At 68.6% G+C, this 20,961-nt stretch carries 24 protein-coding genes; all 24 read left to right on the plus strand.

Features of this window, described 5'->3' with window-relative positions:
- Positions 1–109: 109 nt before the first annotated feature.
- The 24 genes from ACTOWY_RS10605 (at position 110) to ACTOWY_RS10720 (ending at position 20,894) form a co-directional block, all read left to right on the plus strand.
- The gene (locus ACTOWY_RS10605; RefSeq protein WP_441309421.1) at positions 110–232 is read left to right on the plus strand and encodes a hypothetical protein; all 123 of its coding nucleotides are present in this window, start codon (positions 110–112) and stop codon (positions 230–232) included.
- Complete coding sequence (locus tag ACTOWY_RS10610; protein WP_441309422.1) at positions 229–1,587, plus strand: phage portal protein; 1,359 nt, start codon at positions 229–231, stop codon at positions 1,585–1,587. The genes ACTOWY_RS10605 and ACTOWY_RS10610 overlap by 4 nt, the downstream gene beginning before the upstream one ends.
- A 38-nt stretch (positions 1,588–1,625) precedes the next feature.
- Positions 1,626–3,329, plus strand: a complete 1,704-nt coding sequence (locus tag ACTOWY_RS10615; protein WP_441309423.1) for a phage major capsid protein — start codon at positions 1,626–1,628, stop codon at positions 3,327–3,329.
- A 104-nt stretch (positions 3,330–3,433) separates the two neighbouring features.
- A complete protein-coding gene (locus ACTOWY_RS10620; RefSeq protein WP_441309424.1) occupies positions 3,434–3,766 on the plus strand; it encodes a hypothetical protein in 333 nt (110 codons plus the stop codon).
- 8 nt (positions 3,767–3,774) lie between these two features.
- On the plus strand, positions 3,775–4,209 hold the full coding sequence (locus ACTOWY_RS10625) for a hypothetical protein (RefSeq protein ID WP_441309425.1): 435 nt from the start codon (positions 3,775–3,777) through the stop codon (positions 4,207–4,209).
- Positions 4,210–4,236: 27 nt separating this feature from the next.
- Positions 4,237–5,268, plus strand: a complete 1,032-nt coding sequence (locus ACTOWY_RS10630) for a phage tail tube protein (protein WP_441309538.1) — start codon at positions 4,237–4,239, stop codon at positions 5,266–5,268.
- A gap of 112 nt (positions 5,269–5,380) precedes the next feature.
- Positions 5,381–5,713, plus strand: coding sequence for a hypothetical protein (locus tag ACTOWY_RS10635; RefSeq protein ID WP_441309426.1), 333 nt, complete (start codon positions 5,381–5,383; stop codon positions 5,711–5,713).
- A gap of 15 nt (positions 5,714–5,728) precedes the next feature.
- Positions 5,729–6,004 carry a hypothetical protein gene (locus tag ACTOWY_RS10640; protein WP_441309427.1) on the plus strand — a complete coding sequence of 92 codons (276 nt, stop codon included), beginning with the start codon at positions 5,729–5,731 and terminating at the stop codon, positions 6,002–6,004.
- A gap of 17 nt (positions 6,005–6,021) precedes the next feature.
- The gene (locus tag ACTOWY_RS10645) at positions 6,022–6,168 is read left to right on the plus strand and encodes a hypothetical protein (protein WP_441309428.1); all 147 of its coding nucleotides are present in this window, start codon (positions 6,022–6,024) and stop codon (positions 6,166–6,168) included.
- A gap of 11 nt (positions 6,169–6,179) precedes the next feature.
- A complete protein-coding gene (locus tag ACTOWY_RS10650) occupies positions 6,180–8,834 on the plus strand; it encodes a phage tail tape measure protein (RefSeq protein WP_441309429.1) in 2,655 nt (884 codons plus the stop codon).
- Positions 8,835–8,961: 127 nt separating this feature from the next.
- Positions 8,962–9,723, plus strand: coding sequence for a hypothetical protein (locus ACTOWY_RS10655; RefSeq protein WP_441309430.1), 762 nt, complete (start codon positions 8,962–8,964; stop codon positions 9,721–9,723).
- A gap of 16 nt (positions 9,724–9,739) precedes the next feature.
- Positions 9,740–10,810, plus strand: a complete 1,071-nt coding sequence (locus tag ACTOWY_RS10660; protein WP_441309431.1) for a hypothetical protein — start codon at positions 9,740–9,742, stop codon at positions 10,808–10,810.
- Positions 10,807–11,874 (plus strand): hypothetical protein, encoded by a 1,068-nt coding sequence (locus ACTOWY_RS10665; RefSeq protein ID WP_441309432.1) that lies wholly within the window; start codon positions 10,807–10,809, stop codon positions 11,872–11,874. The genes ACTOWY_RS10660 and ACTOWY_RS10665 overlap by 4 nt, the downstream gene beginning before the upstream one ends.
- Complete coding sequence (locus tag ACTOWY_RS10670; RefSeq protein ID WP_441309433.1) at positions 11,867–12,652, plus strand: hypothetical protein; 786 nt, start codon at positions 11,867–11,869, stop codon at positions 12,650–12,652. Before ACTOWY_RS10665 ends, ACTOWY_RS10670 begins: the two co-directional genes overlap by 8 nt.
- Positions 12,645–12,953, plus strand: a complete 309-nt coding sequence (locus ACTOWY_RS10675; RefSeq protein WP_441309434.1) for a hypothetical protein — start codon at positions 12,645–12,647, stop codon at positions 12,951–12,953. The genes ACTOWY_RS10670 and ACTOWY_RS10675 overlap by 8 nt, the downstream gene beginning before the upstream one ends.
- Positions 12,954–12,979: 26 nt before the next feature.
- The gene (locus ACTOWY_RS10680) at positions 12,980–13,774 is read left to right on the plus strand and encodes a peptidoglycan recognition protein family protein (RefSeq protein ID WP_441309435.1); all 795 of its coding nucleotides are present in this window, start codon (positions 12,980–12,982) and stop codon (positions 13,772–13,774) included.
- Complete coding sequence (locus tag ACTOWY_RS10685; RefSeq protein WP_441309436.1) at positions 13,774–14,346, plus strand: hypothetical protein; 573 nt, start codon at positions 13,774–13,776, stop codon at positions 14,344–14,346. The genes ACTOWY_RS10680 and ACTOWY_RS10685 overlap by 1 nt, the downstream gene beginning before the upstream one ends.
- A gap of 100 nt (positions 14,347–14,446) precedes the next feature.
- On the plus strand, positions 14,447–15,193 hold the full coding sequence (locus ACTOWY_RS10690) for a hypothetical protein (RefSeq protein ID WP_441309437.1): 747 nt from the start codon (positions 14,447–14,449) through the stop codon (positions 15,191–15,193).
- Positions 15,194–15,311: 118 nt separating this feature from the next.
- Complete coding sequence (locus ACTOWY_RS10695) at positions 15,312–15,977, plus strand: hypothetical protein (protein WP_441309438.1); 666 nt, start codon at positions 15,312–15,314, stop codon at positions 15,975–15,977.
- Positions 15,978–16,030: 53 nt separating this feature from the next.
- Positions 16,031–16,375 (plus strand): hypothetical protein, encoded by a 345-nt coding sequence (locus tag ACTOWY_RS10700; RefSeq protein WP_441309439.1) that lies wholly within the window; start codon positions 16,031–16,033, stop codon positions 16,373–16,375.
- Positions 16,376–16,513: 138 nt separating this feature from the next.
- Complete coding sequence (locus ACTOWY_RS10705; RefSeq protein WP_441309440.1) at positions 16,514–17,308, plus strand: hypothetical protein; 795 nt, start codon at positions 16,514–16,516, stop codon at positions 17,306–17,308.
- A gap of 34 nt (positions 17,309–17,342) precedes the next feature.
- A complete protein-coding gene (locus ACTOWY_RS10710) occupies positions 17,343–17,648 on the plus strand; it encodes a hypothetical protein (RefSeq protein ID WP_441309441.1) in 306 nt (101 codons plus the stop codon).
- Between the two features lie 66 nt (positions 17,649–17,714).
- Positions 17,715–18,410 (plus strand): recombination directionality factor, encoded by a 696-nt coding sequence (locus tag ACTOWY_RS10715; protein ID WP_441309442.1) that lies wholly within the window; start codon positions 17,715–17,717, stop codon positions 18,408–18,410.
- A 150-nt stretch (positions 18,411–18,560) separates the two neighbouring features.
- Positions 18,561–20,894, plus strand: a complete 2,334-nt coding sequence (locus ACTOWY_RS10720) for a phage/plasmid primase, P4 family (RefSeq protein ID WP_441309443.1) — start codon at positions 18,561–18,563, stop codon at positions 20,892–20,894.
- The last annotated feature ends 67 nt before the right edge of the window (positions 20,895–20,961 follow it).

Consider the following 20,961-nt stretch of genomic DNA (forward strand, 5'->3'; position numbering starts at 1 on the left):
GTCAGAGACCCGGCGGCCCGAGCCGCACTGGGAGTTTTCACGAATCAGAGCTTGGCTCACGCGGGCGCGTGCGTGGGTCGGCGAGTACGTCGCCGAGCTGGTCGCGATCGTGGGCGGATGGCAGCTCGCCGACGGCGCGGCCGAGCTGCATCCGGCGGCCGGTCCGCTCACCCGCGGCGCGCTGCTGGTCGCGGGCGCCGTCTGCCTGGTGCGCGCGAGGGGTCGCCGTTGAGCGGCTTCATGAACGCGTTTGCCCCGGAGCGCCGGGCCGCGCCGGTCGAGCCCGCCGACGCCACCACCAACGCCGAGCTGATCGGCTGGACCGGGCGAGAGCACGGCGGCGACGGTCCGATGCCCGCACGGGACGCGTTGACCATCTCCGCGGTGTACGCCTGCGTCAATCTGTTGGCACACAGCGTAGCTACCACGCCGTTGGAGACATACCGCCGGACCGGCGGGCGGCGCGAACCGTTCCCGCGTCCACAGTGGATCGACCAGCCAAACGAGGACACCCTCCGGATTCGTTTCGTGGCAACGGTGATGACGTCGCTGTTGCTGGACGGCAACGCCTACATTCTGGTAACGCGGTCCGGCGGTGAGGTGGTGGCGCTGGACGTCATACCGGCCGCGGCCGTGGAACCGATGTACGTGCTCATGCCCAACGGCAAGCGCAGCCTGGTCTACCAGCTCTCCGCCGGGGACGACCAGGGCCGTGTTCAGGTGCTCGGCGCGCTCGGACGGGCGGACGTGCTGCACATCGTGGGCCTGCCGCTGGCCGGACAGATCAGGGGCGTTTCGCCCTTGCAGGCGGCCAAACGGACGTTCGAGTTGACCATCGGCGCGGAGTCCTACGGGGCGGAGTTCTTTAGCAACGGGGCCGTGCCCGGCGCGATCATCTCCGTGCCAGGAGCCATGACGCCGCAAGGGCTCAAGGCCGCTAGGCAGACCTGGCGCACGATCCACGGGGGCAAGGGCAACAGACACGGGCTTGCGATCCTCACCGAGGACGCCAAGTTCCAGACTGTCAGTGTCGCGCCGGATGAAGCGCAGTTCCTACAGACCCGAGCGTTCCAGATTCCCGACGTGGCACGGATCTACGGGGTTCCGCCGCACCTGATCGCCGATGCCTCCGGTTCGACGTCGTGGGGTTCGGGGCTGGCGGTGCAGTCCAGTGGGTTTGTCCAGTTCAGCGTTCGCGCTTGGGCTGAGCGGATTGAAGAGGCGCTGACCACGCTACTTGGCCCGCAGGCACACGCGGTGGGGGCGTTCGTCCGGTTCAACCTGGACAGCTTGACCCGCGGTGCGTTGACCGAACGCCTTGAGGCATACCGGACAGGGATACAAACCGGGGTCTACACCCGCAATGAGGTTCGCGCCCTTGAGGATCTGCCGCCGGACACGTCTGGATATGGCGATTTCGCCATGGTGCCAACGAATCTGGCGTTGCTGACGCCGGACGGACCGGTGCCGTTGGCCTCGCCGACGGCGCCCACCGATGACGACCAGGACGACGACGGCGAGCCAACGCAGGGCGGTGACGAGCCGCCCGAGGCCGACCAGAACGACAAGGGGGAGGTGGGGGACTGAGCAGTACCGAACGCCGGGATTACGCGCTACCCGTTGAGGTGCGCGACCGGGGGGACGGCAGTTCGGGGCGCACGATTCGGGGCTATGCCTACGTGTTCGACAAGCTCAGCGGTGACCTTGGGGGGTTCCGTGAGCGGATCGACCGCGGGGCGGGGCTGGACAGTCTGTCCGGCGACGACGTGTACGCCACGTACAACCACAATGACTCAGCCGTGCTGGCGCGGTCCGGGGCCGGTCTGCGGACCGGCGAAGACGAGCGCGGCGGGTGGTACGAGATCGACCTACCTGACACCAGCACCGGGCGCGACGTCGCCGAGCTGGTCGACCGGGGCGTGCTTCACGGGTCGTCCTTCGCATTCACGGTGGAAAGCCCGGACGCCGATCAGACCTACACCCGCGATGAGAAGTCCGGCGAGCTGATCAGGACGCTCAAACGCTTCCGCGTGCACGAACTGGGGCCGGTCACACGGCCCGCGTATCCAGACACCACCGTGGCCAGACGCTCCATTCCGGGCAGTCTCACCGCGGCGCGCACTACACCTGGGGGGGTGGCCTTGCCGGAAACCGTCGAAACGGTTGCCGAGGAACGCAAGCACGTCGAACACCAGCTACAGACCGCAAGCGACGAACGTCGGGATGACCGAGTTGACCGGCTGTTGTCGGTGCTGGACCGCCTGGACGGCCGGTTCGCCGAACTGGACGTGACGGGGGCGGCGGAACGGCAGGCTGAGCAGCACGCCGCCGACATGCGCGAGGTCGTCAAGGCCATGCGCGCGCCGGGCTACAGCAACGCGGCTGCACAGGATGACGGCGCGGTGCTGCGGGCGCTGCGAGAGGGCGAGTCGACCGAGTTCCGCGCCACGATGGGCGTCACCGTTGACGTGCAGAACAAGCAGTCTGGCAAGGCAGTCCCGTTGCGGACGCTGCACACCTTGCTGACCAAGCTTATCGGCGAGCGCTCGACCTACATTGCCGGTGGCGCAACGACTTTGGAGACCAGCTCGGGTGAGGTGATCGACCACCCGCGGGTGCGTCCGACCCGCCCGACCGCCAAGGTTGCCGAGGGCGCGCCGATCCCGGAGAACTACCCGAGTACCGACACGGTGCCGCTCGGGGTGGAGAAGTACGGCTATGTCTCCCACGTCAGCAACGAACTGATCCAGGACGATCACGTTGACCTGGTTGGGTTTCTCAGCCGCGACATGGCACCGAACCTGGCCGACCAGATGGGCCGCGATTTCGCCGCGGCGCTGCTGTCCCCGACCACCGGGGTTACGCCGGAGATGCGGATCACGCTCACCGCGGCGGCTAGGGACACCGTGATCACCGATGCGGTGATCGACCTGTACTACACCCTGGCTTCCGCGCAGGCTGAGCGCGCTCAGTGGCTCATGGGTCGGAGGACCGTCGGCCGCGTCCGCAAGCTCAAAGACGCTGAGGGCCGCTACCTGCTCAAGTCAGCGGTCGACGGTTCGTCTCTGGCGTTGATGGGCCGTCCTGTCAGCCTGGACCCGGCGTTCACCGACCACGCCGAGCAGGTTCTCTACCTGGGCGACCTGTCCGGGTTCACCGTGAGGTACGCGGGCGGCTACCGCATTGCACGATCCACTGAGGTGAAGTTCTTGGAGGACTTGACTTCCTTCAAGGTCGTCCGCAGGGCGGGCGCGGTGCTGATCGACACAACCGGGTCGGCGCTGCTGACGCTGCCTGCACCTGCGGGTGCGGGCGCAGCAAGCAAGTAACCGACCACCCATACCCACGTTACGATCACTGTGTTCGTAACGCGGGTATGGGTTTCCGTCCACAAGGGAGGGACACTCTGGACCTGTACGCGACGCTGCCCGAGTTGCGCCGCCTGGACGGCATCGGCGACGCCGAGCTGTTTCCGGACGCAGACCTGTTGCAGGCGCGGGGATTCGCCGTTGAGCTGGTCGAGTCCTACACCGGGCACCGGTGGACCGCGGCCGAGCCGCCGCCGGTCGCGATCCGTTGGGCTGTACGCACAATCGCGCGTCAGTGGCTGGTCGACCTGCATTCGCGGGTGCCCGACCGGATGCTGTCCTTGACCACCGAGTTCGGCACCACTTCGCTCGCGCAGGCAGGCGGGGCGTGGCGGCCAACCAGCCTGCCGGAGGTCAACGCGGTTCTCGGGCGCTACCGCGACCGGCCGCCGTTCTAGGGGGCGCGGTGCTGGTCTATGACACCAAGATGAAGCTGTACACGTTGCTGCGCAGCAGGTTCGGTTCCCATGCGCAGGTCACCTGGGCTGATCCGGGCCGGAATGCTCGGCGCGTGTCGGTGTGGTTTGGCGAGACGACTGAACCCACGATCGAACCCACGGCCCTGGTTGCCGGTCGGCGCAAGCCCAGCAAGCTCACCGCTGAGTTGACCGTCCGCGCCGTGGCCGTGGTGCCCGGTGAGCCGCAGCGCGCCGAACGCGCGGTCTATGCGCTGCGCGCCGACATTGACGCCGTGGTGCTGGATGAGTTCGACCTGGCTTCGGTGCCGGGGCTGATCGACGTGCGCCCGGTGCGGACGACGGTCACCAACGGCGAGACCGGCGGCGGGTCGGCGGCGCAGCTCGACTACATCGTGCGCATCCGTGCGCACCTGATGTCCTAGGGGGACACACTGGCTCTGGATGCCGCTATTTCCATTGGTACAGAACCAAGTTTCGGTCAGTCCGCGACCACCACCGTGGGGTACGAAGGGCAGGGGGACGCGTGGAAAACCAGCCGGGAATTCGTTGAGGCCAAAGGTTTCCGGAGCGGGCTGCAAACCGTCCGCGCGGACCGGCGGCGCATCGTCGACATGGGCGGAGAGGGCGAGATCGAGTGCGCCGTGCTCGACTCCGGCGCGGGGGCGTTGCTCGCCGCGGCGTTCGACACCACCACGGTGACCCCGGGTGCCGACGGTGCACCGTCGACCGTCCGGTGCCGTACCGCGCCGGTGCCGACCAGCCCGAGCATGACGGCGCAGATGATCAGGCCGTTCGTCGACGGCGGCCGTGTGGCGTACCGGCATCTGGGGTGCGCGGTCACCGAGTGGGAACTGACGCAAGAGGTGGAGGAACCGCTCACCCTCAAGGCGTCGTTCGACTTCCGCACGGTTAGCCACTCCACCACGGAATCGGAGTTTCTGCCGATCACCTACCCGGCGGCGGCCGTGGCCTATGACTGGACCCGCGGGGCGGTGTACCTGACCCGCAATGGGGCGGAAACCCTTGTGCCCGTTAGCCAGTGGTCACTCAAAGCCGAACGCGGGCTCAAGACCGACCGCAGGGCGGTGCAGGCGGATCCGTTGAAGCGCAGACAGGTTCGCGCAGAGCTGCCCGAGTATGAGGGCGAGTTTGAGTTGGAGTTCGACCGCTCGGCGTTGCCGTGGTACGAGGCGTTTGTTGCGGGTGAGGTGCTTGGCCTGCGGATCTCCTACACCGGAGTCACCAAGTCCGGCAACGGGTCTGCCGCCCGCCTGGACATCACGGTGCCCGCGGTGCAGTTCACCGGGGAGTCTCCGCAGGCGGAGTTGGACGACCTGTCCACGATGGCGCTTCCGTTCCGCGCGCTGGACCCGGGCACGGGCGACACGGTGACAGTGACCTACCTGGACCCGGCGGGTGGGGCCGGACTGTCCACACCGGACAGCGCGCCGCGGGCCGCCGGGCGGAGCCGGGCCGCGTGACCGCGGTTGGTGTGCACACCACAACATTCCAAGCCCGGCGGGCTCGGTGACAGGTGAGCCGTGGAAGGTTGCCGTTGAGGGACACCGAGAACTGCGGCGCAGCATCCGAGCGTTGAAGGACAAGGCCGTCACCGCCGAGCTGAAGGGCGCGCACAAAGACGCGGCCAACCTGGTAGTGCCGCCCGCCAAGGTAGAGGCGCCGGAACGCTCCGGTGAGCTGGCGGCATCGATCCGTCCAGCCTCGAACGTCAAGGGCGCGATCATCCGCGCCGGTTCAGCAAAGGTCGTGCCCTACGCCGGACCCATCCATTGGGGCTGGGAAGACCGCAATATCAGGGAAAACCGGTTCCTGATGCGCGCCGCGGCGGCCCGGATCAAGGACGTCGCGGCTCTGTTCGAGACCCGCATGCGCGAGCTGGTCAACCGGTTCATTGGATCAAAGTAGTTGGGGGACAACATCATGAACGCGCTCACCGTGCGCCTGGACGACCTGACCGTGGGCGAGATCGACACGATTGAGGAAGTTACCGACGCTCCGATTGATGCCGTGGGGCAGCCCGGCGCCCGCAAAGGAAAATTTCTGATGGCGGTTGCTCTGGTTGTCCTGCGGCGTAGCAACCCCGCGGCCACCCTCGCCGACGCTGCCAAGGTCAAGCTCGACCTTGCGGGGACGCCGGACCCTTCCGCCGGGGGCGTGGCCGAGCCCGCCCCCGATCCGGCCGCGCAGCGCGCGTAGTCACGAACGCCCGTCTGGTGGCCCATTTCCGGGGGCTCACCCTCGCCGACATTCGCGGGCTGCACCTGGACGAGTACCGCGCGCTGGTCGACGCCATGGCGGCCGATCTCAAGGCACGTCAAGGAAAGCCGGGCGGCGAGCGGCGCGAACCGGTCATGCGATGAAGGGGTGAGGCATGGCTAAACCTATTCAGGTCAGCATCCTGGGCGATGTCCAAGACCTCATGCGGTCGCTGGGAACGGCCGAGGGCGGCATCGCCGCGTTCGTCGGCAAGCTCGGCGGCGCAGCATCCTCGGCCACGGCCAGCGCGCTGAAGTTCGCCGCGGCAGGACTCACCGCCGGTGGCATCGGTGCCAGCATCACGGAAAGCCTGGACCGGGCGAAGATCAGCGCGAAACTGGGCGCGCAGCTCGGCGCGACGGCCGAGGAGTCCAAAAGGTACGGCGACCTAGCGGGATCGATGTACGCCAAGGGCTACGGCGCGAACTTCGGCGCGGTCGCCACGGCTATTAAGACCGTCACGCAGGACATGACCGGGCTCGGCGTCACCGGCTCAGCCGAGCTGGAGAAGATCACCGGCAAGGCTCTGACAGTCGCCGAGACCTTTGATCAGGACCTGGGCGGGGTGACCCGCGCGGTATCTCAGTTGCTGCGCACGGGGCTGGTAAAGGACTCCAACGAGGCGTTCGACGTGATCACCCGCGGCATGCAGCTTGGAGCCGACAAGTCCGGTGATCTGCTCGACACGCTCAATGAGTACCCAACCCAGTTCCGTGACCTCGGACTGTCTGGTCAGCAGGCAATGGGACTGCTGACCCAGGGTTTGCAGGCCGGTGCGCGAGACAGCGACATCGTCGCCGACGCACTCAAAGAGTTCGCGATCCGCGCCAAAGACGGGTCCAAGACCACCACCGAGGGGTTTGCCGCGATCGGCTTGTCTGCGGACAAGATGGCGCAGACCTTCGCCAAGGGTGGCCCTGCCGCGGCGCAAGCCCTGGACACCGTGCTGGACCGGCTCCGAGCGATCCCCGATCCTGCCAAGCGATCGGCGATTGCGGTCAACCTCTTCGGTACCCAGTCCGAAGACCTGCAACAGGCTCTGTACGCGTTGGACCCGTCGGCTGCGGTCGGCGCACTCGGTGAAGTAGCCGGGGCCGCCGACCGGGCTGGTGAGGCGTTGCACGGCTCGGCACAGTCCAGGTTGGACACGTTCGTCCGGGGCCTGCAAGGCGCATTCGTCAACGCCATGGGCAGCTACGTCATTCCGGCAGTGGAACGCCTGACCCAGCTCATGACCACCTACCTCGGCCCGGCGCTGACTGTGGCGGGCGCGGTGCTGACCGGCACCGTGATTCCAGCGTTGTCCGGTCTGGCCAAGTGGCTCGGGGACAACCACGAGTGGCTGTCCATTGTGGCCGGTGTCGTCGGCGCTCTGTTCGTTCCGGCGTTGGTGTCTATGGGAGTCGCGGCGACCGTTGCGCGAACCAAGTTGATCGCTACCTGGGTGGCTGCCCGGTACGAGGCGATAGCCACGGCCACCAAAACGGCGTGGGTTACCACAACGATCATTTCGCGGTTTGTGGCCATGGGGGCCGTCGCGGTGTGGGAAGGCGCCAAGGTGGTCGGCGCGTGGGGTTTGGTAGCTGCGGGTGCGGTGCGCGACGCGGCGACGACGGCCGGATCGTGGGCGCTGGGTGCGGCGAAAACCGTTGGTAGCTGGGCCATGCTCGCCGCGCGCGCGACCTGGGAGGGTGCGAAGACCGCCGGGGCGTGGGCGCTGACCGCGGCCAGGGTCATCGGCTCGGGCGCGTTGATGGCGGGGCAGGCCGTGGCGCACGGCGCGGTGGTGGCCGGATCATGGGCGCTGACCGCGGCCCGTGCGATCGGCTCGGCCGCGGTCATGGTGGGCAGCATGGCTCTCACGGCGGCGTCTGTGGTCGCCGGATGGGTTGCCATGGGCGCGGCGGCACTGGTTCACGGGGCTCGGATGGCGGCGGGCTGGGTCCTGGCCATGGGGCCGGTGGGCTGGATCACCGCGGCCGTCATCGCACTGGTGGCGTTGATCATCGCTAACTGGGACACCGTGGTCGAATGGACCACAAACGCGTGGAACGCCGTGTCGGACGCGATCACGTCAGTAGTCGACGCGATCGTGTCCATTGTGGACTCTGCGATTCAGAGCGTACTGGACGCCGTGGACGGGCTGAAGGAGTTGCACGTCAAGGCGTTGCTCTGGTTCGGGCGGCTCTACGAAGGCGCAGTGGCCAAACTCAACGAACTGTGGGCGTGGGTCAAGATGCTGCCTGAAAGGCTGGTGACCGGGATCGGTGACCTCGGGCAACTGTTGTGGGACAAGGGCACTGAGTTCCTGTCCGGCCTCTGGGCGGGCATCCAGGACCGGGCGCGCTGGCTGCGCGACAAGATTTTCGGGTTCTTCCGGAACCTGCTTCCGGACTGGGTGCGTGATGCGCTGGGTATCGCCTCGCCGTCGCGGGTCATGATGGAGATCGGCCGATGGCTGCCAGTGGGAATGGCTGCGGGTATCGACCGGACTGCCCGCGTCGCGCTGGCCGCGGCCGGTTCGCTGGCCGCCGGTGTCGCCGACGCCATGACTCCAGCCTCTATGCCGACCGTGGCGCCTGCGCAGTTCGGCCGGGGCATGGTGCCGGGCGGGCCGGGAGTGTTGGCGGCCCCGGCATGGGTACCGCGGATGGCGCCCGGCGCGACCGTGCCGACGCGCACGGACATCACGGTGCACGTGGCCACCAACGCCGACCCACACGAGATCGGGCGCGAGATCGCGTGGTCCCTACGCACACAGGGGAGGTGATCCACTGACAACCGAACCCGTTGCACTGCCCACAGAGTGGACCGCGGAGTACCGGGGACTGCGCATCGGCGAACCGGGCTCGCCGCTGGCACTGTTGGAGCTGTCCGGGCTGCTGGACTTGCCGCCGGTGCGTACCGCTGACCGCGCCGTTCTCGGCCGCCACGGCGAGATCACCGCGCCGGACTGGCTCGGCCCACGCACCATTACGGCCTCGGTGGAGGTCACCGCGGCCGAGCGTGCCGAGTTCGGCCAGGTGCTCGCGCAGCTCGCCGACGCGCTCGCGCCCGGCGTGCTCGCGCCGCTGGCGCTGAACCTGCCCGGGGTTGCGGGCGGTGGTCCGCGGTTCGTGTGGGCCAAGGTGCGTCGGCGCTCGGCGCCGCTGGATGTCTCCTACTCCCACTGCCGCGCGGTGGTGGCGGTGGAGTGGTATTGCCCGAGCCCGTATCTGCTGGACGTGCACCGCCAGAGTGCCAGCGCGCGCCTGCCGTCCGGGGCCGCAGGCACCGGCATCCGGTTCCCGCGGGCGTTCCCTGTGGTGTTCGGGACGGCGCCGGACCCAGGGGTGCTGCGTATCCACAACGCGGGCAACGGCCGCGCGTACCCGCGTTTGAGGGTGACCGGTCCTGTTGCCATGCCCCGGATTGTCAACCTGTCCGGCGGCGGCGAGCTGGCGTTGCGGTACGTGCTGCTGGCCGGACAGTGGCTCGACGTCAACACCGAAACCCGAGAGGTGCTGCTCAACGGGCTTGCCCCACGGTGGGTGACGCCGGGCCGGGACACCTGGTGGCCGGTGGCCGAGCCCGGCACCACGCCGATTGCCTTCCGCGGTGAGCGTCTGGACGGCGGTGAGGCGGAGCTGACTGCGGAGTGGCGTTCCGCCTGGATCTAGATGGAGGGGAGTTCTGTTGGCAGAGCAGCGAATGCCGTTGCCGCCGCTGTTGCTGGACGGCGCGGAGTACCACGCCGACCCGATCCGCCGGGCACTGTCCGCGCTCGCCGGAGATCGCGCCGGACGGTTCGCGCCGGGCGACCTGGCGGCGGCCATGGGCAGCGACTACACGATGACCGTGACACCGGGCCGGGCCAGCGTGCCCGCACCGGCCGACGGCACCGGCGGGGTGTACCTGGTCGAGTCGGCCGCCCCGGTGACGCTCGCGGTCACGCCGCCGCACGCCACCCGCGACCGCATTGACCGCCTGGTCGCCTATGTCGTTCCGGCGCAGGCCGGAGGAACGCCCGGCGCGTGGTACCTCGCGGTGCGCGAGGGCGAGCCCGCGGCGTCCCCGGTGCCGCCCGCGGTCGGGGCGGCCCTGGTGCTCTATGACCTGTGGGTGCACTCCGCGGCGTCGGGCCGTCCGATCGAGCTGTCCGACATGCGTCTGTCCGGCGGCCAGCAGATGTTGGCAGGGGGCACCCTGGCAGGCGCTGAGCGGCCCGCTACGGCCCCGGCGGGCACCGTGTGGACCTCGACCACCACCCGGCAATCCTGGGCCTACTCAGGGACAGCGTGGCGGCTGCTCGGTGTCCAGGACGACACCCTTGCCTCCCACGCGTTGTCCGGCTCGCGAGCCTGGGGACCTGGCGTCAATGAGCAAGCGGTGGACAACCTCACATTCGGCCCCGGGCGCAACGGCGGGCTGATCGAGCTATCCGCCGGGGTGGTGCACCTGTCCCGCCCGGGGCGCTGGGCGTTGAGCATGCAGGCGTTCAGCGACGACGGAACGCCGGGTTCGTCGAAAGTGTGGCTCGACTGGCCGGGCGGCCCATGGCTGACGCGGGATCTGTGCGACACCCGCATGCGCGGCGGCGGATTCGCCGGTGCGGGGGTGCTGCACCAGCCGATCAGTTGGACCGGGGTCGTCACCAGCGACCAGGCGCTGAACGCCATCACGATCCGCGGCGCGTTCACCCCGTCCACCGGCGGCAACCGCCCGAGCTACATGGTGTGGCTCTACGTCGACTACCTCGGGAGGTGAGCGCGGCGTACCGGGTGCTGTTTCAGGATGTGCTCTCCGGCTACATCCATGGCGAACTTCCGATGGAGAAACTCAGCTATACCAACACCTTGAACGCGCCCGGTGCGGCGGCGCTAACCATCCCGCTGGACCCTGGGGTGTCCACCGTGACCGCGCAGACCGTGGTTCCTGGCGCGGCCACGGCCGTCTACATCGAACGGTCCGGACGCATGGTGTGGTCCGGGCTGTACTGGGACGGCAACCCTGACTACACCGCAGGCACCCTGACCATGCAGTGCGAGGGGTGGTTGTCGTACTTCCGCTTGCGGAACATCTTGACCACGTTGCAGTACAACCAGGTCGACCAAGCCGCCATTGCCCGCGACCTGTTGCGGAATGCCGGAACCTACGGTCCGGGATCGTTGCTGGGCATGATCCGCTACGGCACGGAGACCACCGGCGTTCGCCGCGACCGCACGTTCAAAGAGAGCGAACGCAAGAGCCTCGGTGAGGCGGTAGAAGAACTGGGCGCAGTCATCAACGGGTTCGACTTTGAGTTTGTGTCCACTTGGGATGGGCCGGACATTGCGACGACATTCCACGTCCGGTACCCGCGTACCGGCCGCCGCCGGGAGTACGCGCTCACCGCGGGCACCAACTGTGAGATCACCTCCGCCACGGTCGGTGGCAAGAGCGTCCGAACCTTCGCCGTGGCAACAGGTTCTGGTGACGGTCCGGACCAGGTGTGGGCCAGCGCTGAGCAGTTCTCCAACGTTCACCCGCGGCTGGATCAGGTGGACAGCTACAGCGACGTCAAGGAATACGACACCCTGCACGCCAAGGCTCGGGGCCGACTCCGCGTCGGAGCAGCTCCGGTGATCCTGCCCACGGTCCGCCTGCACCCCGGCGTCATCGGGCTGGATGCCATCACCCTCGGGGACCAGGTGCCCGTGCACGGCGGCGGCGGGCTCGTGCCGATCCAAGGTGACTGGCGCGTAACGGAAATTGCGGTGTCGGTCGATCAGAGCGGCGACGAGACGACGGACCTCACTGTTGCCCCGGTGGAGGCGTTCGAGGATGCCTAACCCGACCCTGCCACCGAGCCTGGGCGCGGAGTTCGCCGCGGTCGACCGGCGGCTGTCCGCGCTGGAACGCGGTGACCGCCAACTCACCTACCGGCAGGCATTGACCACTAACGACGCGAGCGTCGCCCGTGAGCGCCGATCCGCCGACGGCGGGTTCGGTGACATGTACTCGGCCGCCCTGGTCAACCCTCGGTACCCGGTGATGGTGGCGCGATGGCTGGTCTACGTCATGCATCCGGCTCAGGCCCGTATCCAACTGCACGCGGGCATGCCGGGACACGAACGCCTATCGCGGGTGTGGGAACTGGTGCCCGCGTCGACCGACCCCGGGTTCCGGATCTACGTCATGACCGTGGCTTGGCTGCACGGGATGCCCATTGAGCAGTGGGGCGAGACCGCGGAGCAGACCAGGCTGAGGTTAGGCAACATCCAGTTCCGTTGCCAGGTCACCAAAGACGCGCTGGCCTACCCCCGGGAAGAACTGACCGCGGGCGGAGTGTTCACCGGGGTCCAAGCCGCAAGGCTGCGAGATTGGTTTGGCGACAAGAGCAACCTGTACCCGGTCTTCTTCCGCGAGCCGGAGTACGTGTTTCTGGCTCCGCGCACCGCTTTTCCCATGGCGTCGCCGGAGGGCACGGAGATCAATCCTGGTGCCGCGGCGGCGTACCTGGCGGACTCGAACAACGGGCCGGAACGCTCGCTGTGGCCGAACCAGCCGGGGGTTTGGCCGCTGCCGCCGCGCGATTTCGGTTACCAGACAGGGGGATCTGATGAGTGATGCAATCCTGGTCGCGCTGATCGCGTTGGCCGGTACCACGGTTGCCGCCGTCCCCGCTTACGTGGCGGTGCGGCGCTCGCGCCGGTTGGTGCACGAACAGGGAACCGCCATCACCGGCGCGGTCTCCACCCTTGAGGGCGCACTCGCGCCGCTGAACGCCCGGCTGGACGGGCTCTCATCGCAACTGACCGCCGTCGGCGCGGACGTGACGGATCTGCGGATCTCCGTTGCAGTGCATGACGATCGTTGGACTCGCGGCCGGATGCCGGTCGAGGTCCGGACATTGGAGGGGGAACGCTGAACTACACGTTGGGGTGGCTCGCGGATGTGCTGCGCGCCGCCGGGCTCCGAGTCCACGAAGAACCGGGCTGGCGTACCCGCGGGCACGGCCACATCCGTGCCGTTCGAGGTGTCCTGGTTCACCACACCGGAACCGATGCGGGCGGGGTGTACCCGTCGCTGCGAGTGGTCCGGGATGGACGGACCGGGCTGGCGGGACCGCTGGCACAGCTCGGACTCGGCCGCGACGGCACCTGGTACGTGATTGCCGCCGGACTGGCCTACCACGCTGGAAAGGGCGTCGCACCGGACATTCCGACGGACGCAGGCAACAACTACCTGATCGGCGTTGAGGCCGAGTCCACCGGCCGCGGCGACTGGACGGCGGCGCAGCGGGAGAGTTACCCGCGCGGGGTGGCCGCGATCCTGCGGCATGCGCGACTTGGTGCCGACCGGTGCATTGCGCATAAGGAGTACGCGCGACCCGTTGGCAGGAAAGTAGATCCGCACGGGTGGCCGGGCGATATGAACGGATTCCGCGCGACAGTGGCCGCGTGGCTCAGGGGAACGAACGAGGGGGACGACATGGCGAATGTTCCGCAGTGGCAATGGGATCGAATCTATGACCGCGTGCTGACCAACAGCAAGGGTGTGAGTGGCCAGAACCACGACGGCGCGCAATACGCGGAGCTGCGCACCGAGGTGTACGACCGGCTCGCCCGCGTTGAGGGGGTTGTTGCCGAGATCGCGCGCAAGATCAATGACATCCAGGTCGGCGGGGTGAATGAGGCCGAGTTGGCCGAGCGGCTCGCCGTGAACATTGCGGGGAGGCTGGCCGCCTGATGCTGCCCAGCATCGGTCTGGTGGGGCGCCAGGGCGCAGGCAAGGACGCATTGGCCGCGTGTCTGGGCGCCATGGGGTACGTGCGCGTGGCGCTGGCGGACCCGATCCGCCGGTACGCGCAGGCGCTGGACCCGATCGTGACTGTGACCGGCGGCGAGCCGGTGCGCCTGGTCGACGTGCTGGCCCGCTACGGGTGGGAGGGCGCCAAGCGCAGGGTCCCGGAGGTCCGGCGGGTCCTGCAACGGCTCGGCACCGAGGTTGGTCGCGAGCTGGCAGGGCCTGATGTGTGGCTGGACCTGGCGGTGCGCCGCGTCGCTGAGCTGCGCGCCGCCGGGCGGCCCGCGGTGATCACGGACGTGCGGTTCGCCAACGAGGCGCGGGCGCTGCGGGGGCTCGGCGTGGTGCTGGTGCGGGTGCTCCGCGACGTCGACCAGGTGGACGGCGAGGCGCACGAGTCTGAGCGGCAGGCGCTGGAGATCCCCACCGATGTGGAGATCGACAACCGCGGCACGCTGCCCGAATTGAGTGTGCAGGCACGGGGCCTGGTGGACCGCTTGCGGTCTGCTGCCTGAGTGCTGGTTGTGGTGTGCACACCAAGTTGGGGCTTGTGGTGTGCACACCACCTCGTGCTAAGTTACGAACATAGTGTTCGGAACTTAGGGAGGGGAAGCGATGTTGGAAGCGGGCTCGAAGATCATCGTCGCGATTGAGTCGGCGTGGCGGGACATGCAGGCCCACTGCCCGGAACTGCCGCCCGTGGTGGCCGTGACCGGCTCCGGCCTGCACCAGGCCGGTAGTCACCGCTGGGCGCACTTCTGGGCTGAGCGCTGGGCCGAGCACACCGACGACACCGGCCAGCCCGCGCCGCTCAAGCCCGAACTGTTCATCTCCGGACAGCTGCTCGCACAGCCCGGTTGGCGGATCATGCAGACCCTGCTGCACGAGGCGGCCCACGGGCTCAACCACGCCCGTAAGGAGAAGGGCACCAACGTCAACGGCCGTCACAACAAGACGTTCGTCCGCGCCGCCGTCGAACTGGGCTGCGAGTGGCCGGAGGGCAAAGCCGCGCACAAGTCCATCGGGTTCTCCGATGTCGAGATCACCGAGGACGCGCGGAAGCGCTACGCCGCGACGATTGAGGCACTGGAAGCCGCCCGGCTCGCGCACCTGCGCGACCTGGAAAGCGTCCAGGTCGGAACGACCGACGATGACGACGAGGACACCACCGAGACCGGCGGCAGGGGAAGCCGCGGCGGCAAGGGCGGCGGCCGGAGGCCACACGCGGTCTGCGCTTGCCCGGAGCCCGACGGGTTCCCGATCACCGCCGCCCGGCTACGGCGCACGCCGATCATTTGCGGTGAGTGTGACGCGCCGTTTGCCCACCCGGATGACGAGGACGCCGAGCGAATCGCCGCCTGACCAGCCGCCGACACCAACGCCGCCGGAGCCCACGGGTTCCGGCGGCGTCGCGCCGTCCGGGGCGGATCGCTCGCTGTTACCCTCGGCAAACTGCCTGCCTACCAAGGGGAATGCCGACATGGGATCGAACAAGCGTTCCCGGAACCTGCCCGTTGACACCGGCAGTCCGGAGTTCGCGGCGGCCGTGGACGCCGCGCGCGCGTTGGTCAGCCAACCGGATAGCAAGACGCGCGTAGCCGGACTGGCAACGGCAATGGTCGCCCTGCGGGGGACCTATTCCCGCGCGGACGGATTCCCTGACCTGGCAGGGGTTACCGCCGCGTGCAAGCTCGCCGCCAGGGAGGTCTACGGCCTGGCAGGCATCGGCGGGAAGGACAAGGCGTCGGTTGCACTGCAAGTCCGTGTCCGCCGTCAGGTGCAACGGCAGGTTCGCGAGGTGCTGAGGGGAATGGCGGGAGGCAGCGAGGCGAAGTACCGCGAGCTGTGCGCCGACTACGGCATTGCCGAGCAAACCCCCGTCCAGGCCCAGCATGCCCGGCAGGCGCAGGCGGCGGCCGGAACCAGCGAGCCCGCCCCGATGACCCTCAGTGCGGCCCTGGCCGCGCTAGAGGCCGCCTCGGCGCGCCTCGCGGAGGTGATCGACCACCCGCCGACGGCAGGCGGCCCGAGTGAGGCCGCGCGCGCCCGCGCGGTCAAGCGCATGGATGCGGTTGTCGAGCAGGTGCAGCACCTGCGGGGGCGGCTGGATTCGATCAAAAGCCTTGCCTCACAAGGGGAATGGTAGAATAGGGTTGACGCGGCGTTAGCCTGCGCTCTCTACGGCGTCAGGGGCACTAGATGACCATGGGCGAAGATTTCGTTGCAGGACAGGCGAAACTGCTGGACAGGCTCCGCGAAGAGACCGCCGACAGGAAGGCGCACGCGCGCTACCTGGACCGGTTGATTCGGGTGCCGTTCGACCAGATCGACTACGTAGAGCCGGATGCAGGGGTCGCCGACCGCGTGGCAATCGCCCTGCGGGATGACGTGCACTGGTGCCGCGCCGAGCCGCCGCCGCCGGGGTGGTTCTGCTCCGAGTTCCCGGGTGCGTATGCGGAGCTACGGCTCAAGGCTGCCCGTGCCGCCGTCAAGCGCGAGCGCGCCGCGGGCGACCTGGGGTCGCTGCTGCGGCTGGACCCGTAGCCGCATCCGTCCTTTGTGGCCTGTAGCCGAGCGGGCAGCCAGCTATGCAGAACTGTGACGCCAGTCACATGTGGTTGCTGATCGGTGCGGCACGGGGGGTGTCGGTGATGTCAGACAGCAGACATCACCGGAGGCCACATGACCGGACTATCCACGATCAAGCGCGGCGGCTCGCGCTACTACGTCCACCCGGAGACCCGGGAGAAGTTCCCCGGGGTTACCTCCGTGATCGACCAGCTTCCTAAACCATTCTTGAAGTTCTGGGCTGCCAAAGTTGTTGCGGAGTCCGCGGCCGATCACATCGGCTCGGTGGTTCAGTTGCTTGTGGATGGTGACCGTACCGGCGCGATCGACTATCTCAAGCGCTCGCCGCACCGCGTCACCTCCAACGCCGCCGACGTCGGCACCGAGGTACACGGGCTGTTCGAGCGCCGCGCCCGCGGCGAAGCGGTCGGCCGTCAGCACCCGGACATGGCGCTGTATCTCAAGCACGTCAACGATTTCCTGACGACCTGCCGCCCGGAGATCCTCCACCTTGAGGACACAGTGTGGTCGGACACCTACCGGTACGCAGGTAGCTTTGACGGCATCGTGCGTCTGGACGGCGAAACGGTGATGCTGGACGTCAAGACGTCCCGGTCAGGCGTGCACGATTCGGTGGCGTTGCAGCTCGCCGCCTACGCCCGCGCCGACCACATCATCACCCAGGCCGGGGACACAGTGCCGATTCCGGAGATCACCGCGCATGCCGTGCTGCACTTGCGGCCGGAGGGCTGGAAACTCGTACCCGTGCGCGCAGACGACGCGGTGTTCGCCGCCTTCCTGCACCTGCGCGCGGTATTCGACTGGGTGAACGAGACGTCCAAGGGCGTGCTCGGCACGCCGGTACATGACACCACTGCAAGCACCGGCGCTCAGCGTCGCGCAGCCTGAAACGCAAGGGGGACAAGCAATGCCTACGTGGAACGTGACCTACAGGACTACCGACGAACCCGACCGCTCCGCGCTGCCGGACGGCGCACAGATTCAGAAGACGTCCAACTATCCGGTCCTGATCTACGCCTCCGGCGTGCGCGTTGAGCTGCACCGCGTCAAGCCCAGTCCACTGGGATACAGCCCGTCGGAGGCAGTCCGGGTGGAAATGTCGTTGGGAGATAAGCGCATCGTGTGGCTTCCGTCCCTGAGTCAGGCTCAGACTTTCGTATCGGAGCTGAACACACTCGTGCGGGAACGGAGCCGGGCGGCGCTGAGCAACAGCTACCAGCGGCCCTGACCGAGTGCACCGGCTCTCGTGGGGGTGGAGCCGGTGCACCACAACACAATTCATGGGGGAGATCGTTTGTCGCTGCGGATCTTTGAGACCGATCCGGACGCAAAACCGCGCCCGCGCAACGTGTTCATGGACGACATCGTTGGCCGATTCCGCGGAGGAATGCTGGTCGGCCGTCGGCCGGTCGCGCTGGCCGAATGGCGGGTCACCACCGATGACCCGGACGTCGCTGACCGTATCGCCGAGCTGTTCGGCGGCACGGCGGAAGAGTGGGACACTGACCGGGCCGACAACCGGCAGGTCATGACCGAAACCGCGGCGGTGTCGATCGTGATCGAGCAGGCGGACCACCTGCGGGCGCGGATGGTGCTGCTCGGCCTACAGGGGCCGGTGCACCAGTGCGACGGTATGTACAGCCTGGCCGATGACGACCGCGGCGAACCGTGCGGATGCCCGCGTTCGTTGCAGGAACGCAAGGACAAGGCCAAGTCAGGCAAGGGGCCGCGCCCGGACATCTCGCTGAAGTTCCGGCTGGCCGATGATCCGGAGTTGGGCTACTTCCTGTTCGGGTCGGGTTCGTGGACTCTGGTCTCGGACCTGCCGGAGCTGGAGAACCAGCTCGCGCAGGCGGGGGGCCCGGTGCAGGCCGATCTGAAGATCACCCACGTCGCCTACACCACCAAAGCCGGTCGGGATGTGGAGTACCACCGGCCGGAGATCGTACTCAAGGGCGCTGTATCGGTGCCGCTGGCCGCGGCTGCCTGATCGCGCCATGCCAAGGGGGCGGGGCCGGTGACTGTCTGGGGAGACAGTCACCGGCCCCGATTTTCGTTGTGGGACAGGGGGATCGTGCACATAGACCAACTGCTACACCGGCTCGGCGGCGACGGGGGCGTAGTTGCAGAGCCCGGCGGGGTGCTCTTGCGGTGTCCCGCGCACAGCGACGGCCGCCCGAGCCTGTACGTCTCGCTCACCCCGGAGGGCCGGGCACTGGTGTACTGCCGCGCCGGGTGCCCCACCGACCTGGTGTTGCAGCGCGCGGCGGTGAGCACGGCCGAACTGTTCGACGTGCGCGGCGACCCCACGCTGACCGGCGGCCCGGTCACCGAGCTGGACGCCGCCGCGGTGGCCGCGCTCGGCGTCTATGTCGCCGCGGCGGCCGAGCGCTACCCGGGGTCCCCGGCGGCGGACTACGCCGCGCGCCGCTTCGGGCTCTCCGCCGACGCGGCGGCTCAGCTCCGGCTCGGGTACGACGACGCCACGGTGACCGTCGGGCAGGCACGGGACTACCGGCCCGCCGGGTACCTGGCCCACCCGCGGCTGGTGGTGCCCTTCGCCGACGCCGACGGGGTGCCCCGCGGACTACAGGGCCGCGACATCGGCGGCGCGTGCCCGGCGCGCTGGATGAACCTGGCCTCACCGGGCGGCCAGCAGTGGGACGCCTGCGCGGTGTTCCGCCTGCCCGGCGCGTTCACCACCACCGTGGTGACCGAGGGACCTGGGGACGGGCTGACCGCGGCAGGGGCCGGGTACACCGCCGTGGCCGTGCGGGGTGCTGGTGTTGCCCGTGCCGAGCGCGCCGCGCGCGAGATTGCCCGGGTGGCTGGGCAGGGCGGCGACGTGGTGCTGTGCGGGGACAACGATGACGCCGGGCGCGCGTTCGTCGCGGCGCTGGCCGCCGGGCTGATCGCGCTCGGCATCACCCCGCGCGTGCTGGTCGTCCCCGACGACGCTGACGACCTGACCGCGTGGCGGGCGCAGACCGGCGAGTCCTTTGCGAGCGAGCTGCATCGGGCGGTGGGCTCGGCGGCGCCGTGGTCGGCCGAGCCAATCTGGGTCACCGCGCCGACCAAACCGGCGGGCACCATGCAGGGCACCGACATTGAGAACGCCCGGCTGGCCCTGAGTATCGTCGGCCCGGACACGTCCTATGTGGACGGCATAGGATTTCTGAGCTGGACAGGGCGGGTCTGGCAGCCTATGAGCAGCACCCGGGAACGCGCCATCGGCCACCGGGTCGCCGACGCCATGCGCCGGGCATTGGAGGAGATGCCCCGCGGTGACGCCGACGGGTCCCGGGAACAGCAACGGCAGGCAGAGGAGCACGGGCACGCGGTGCGCCGGACCCGCCGGATGCACATGGATACCGGCATCCGCGCATGCCTGGATCACCTGCGCACGATCACCGCGGCCGACCCGGGAGATTTCGACCGGGCCGAACACCTGTTGTCGTTCACCAATGGCACGGTGGATCTCCGCACCGGCGTGTTGCGGGAGCACCGCCGGGAGGACCGGCTCACGCGGATGGTGCACCTGGACTACAACCCCGACGCCGAGTGTCCACGATGGACACAGTTTCTGGCCGAGGTGTTCGAGCACGACCCAGACCTGCCGGACTACCTCCGCCGTCTCATCGGCTACGGCATCACTGGCAGCACCCGTGAGCACGTGTTCGCGGTGCTGTATGGCAGTGGCGCCAACGGCAAGAGCGTGTTCGTCAACACCCTGGCACGGGTGTTCTCCGGTATCACCGGACACCTGTCGCAAGCCGCGATCGGCTACACCCGCTCGTTTGATCCGTCCGCGCCGAACCCGGCATTGGCTGCGCTGCGCGGGGTGCGGCTGGCCATGCTGTCCGAACTGTCGGACGGTCTGCGGCTCAATGAGGCTCTGCTCAAGCAGATCACCGCGGGTGATCCGGTGGTGGCGCGCGAGCTGTACAAGGGACAGTTCGTGTTCACGCCGACGGCGCTGTTGCTGTTGGCCACGAACTACAAACCGGATGTGCGGGGGCAGGATGACGGGTTCTGGCGGCGTACCCGGCTGGTCCCGTTTCGGCGGGGGTTCGTTGGGGCACAGCGTGATCCGGGGTTGCTTGGGCGGCTGCTCGACGAGACCACGGGGATTGCGGCGTGGGCGGTCCGGGGGGCGGTGGCGTGGTACCGCGACGGGCTCGGCGAGCCGGAGTCCGTGCGCGCCGCGGTCGCGGAGTACCGGCGGGCATCCGACCAGTTGGACGGCTACCTGCCCGGCGTGCTTGTGCGCGACCCCGGCGGCGAGATCCCCCTGGACGAGGCGTATTCGTCCTATGTGGACTGGGTTGACGTTGAGCAGGGCGGCGGGCAGCGCCCGTGGGGGAAGATCACGTTTAGGCGTGCGATGGAGTCCCGCAAGGTCGGTACGACCCGGCGCGCCCGCGGGGTGATCCTGCGAGGGGTGCGCCGCGCCCGCGCTGAGGAAATGGTTTAGCAGCAACGAATGACGGCCGGACCGGGGCGACCTGGTCCGGCCCGTTCGTGCTGCCCGGGGAGAGGGG

The sequence above is a fragment of the Crossiella sp. CA198 genome (assembly GCF_052078295.1).
Taxonomy (GTDB): Bacteria; Actinomycetota; Actinomycetes; order Mycobacteriales; family Pseudonocardiaceae; genus Crossiella.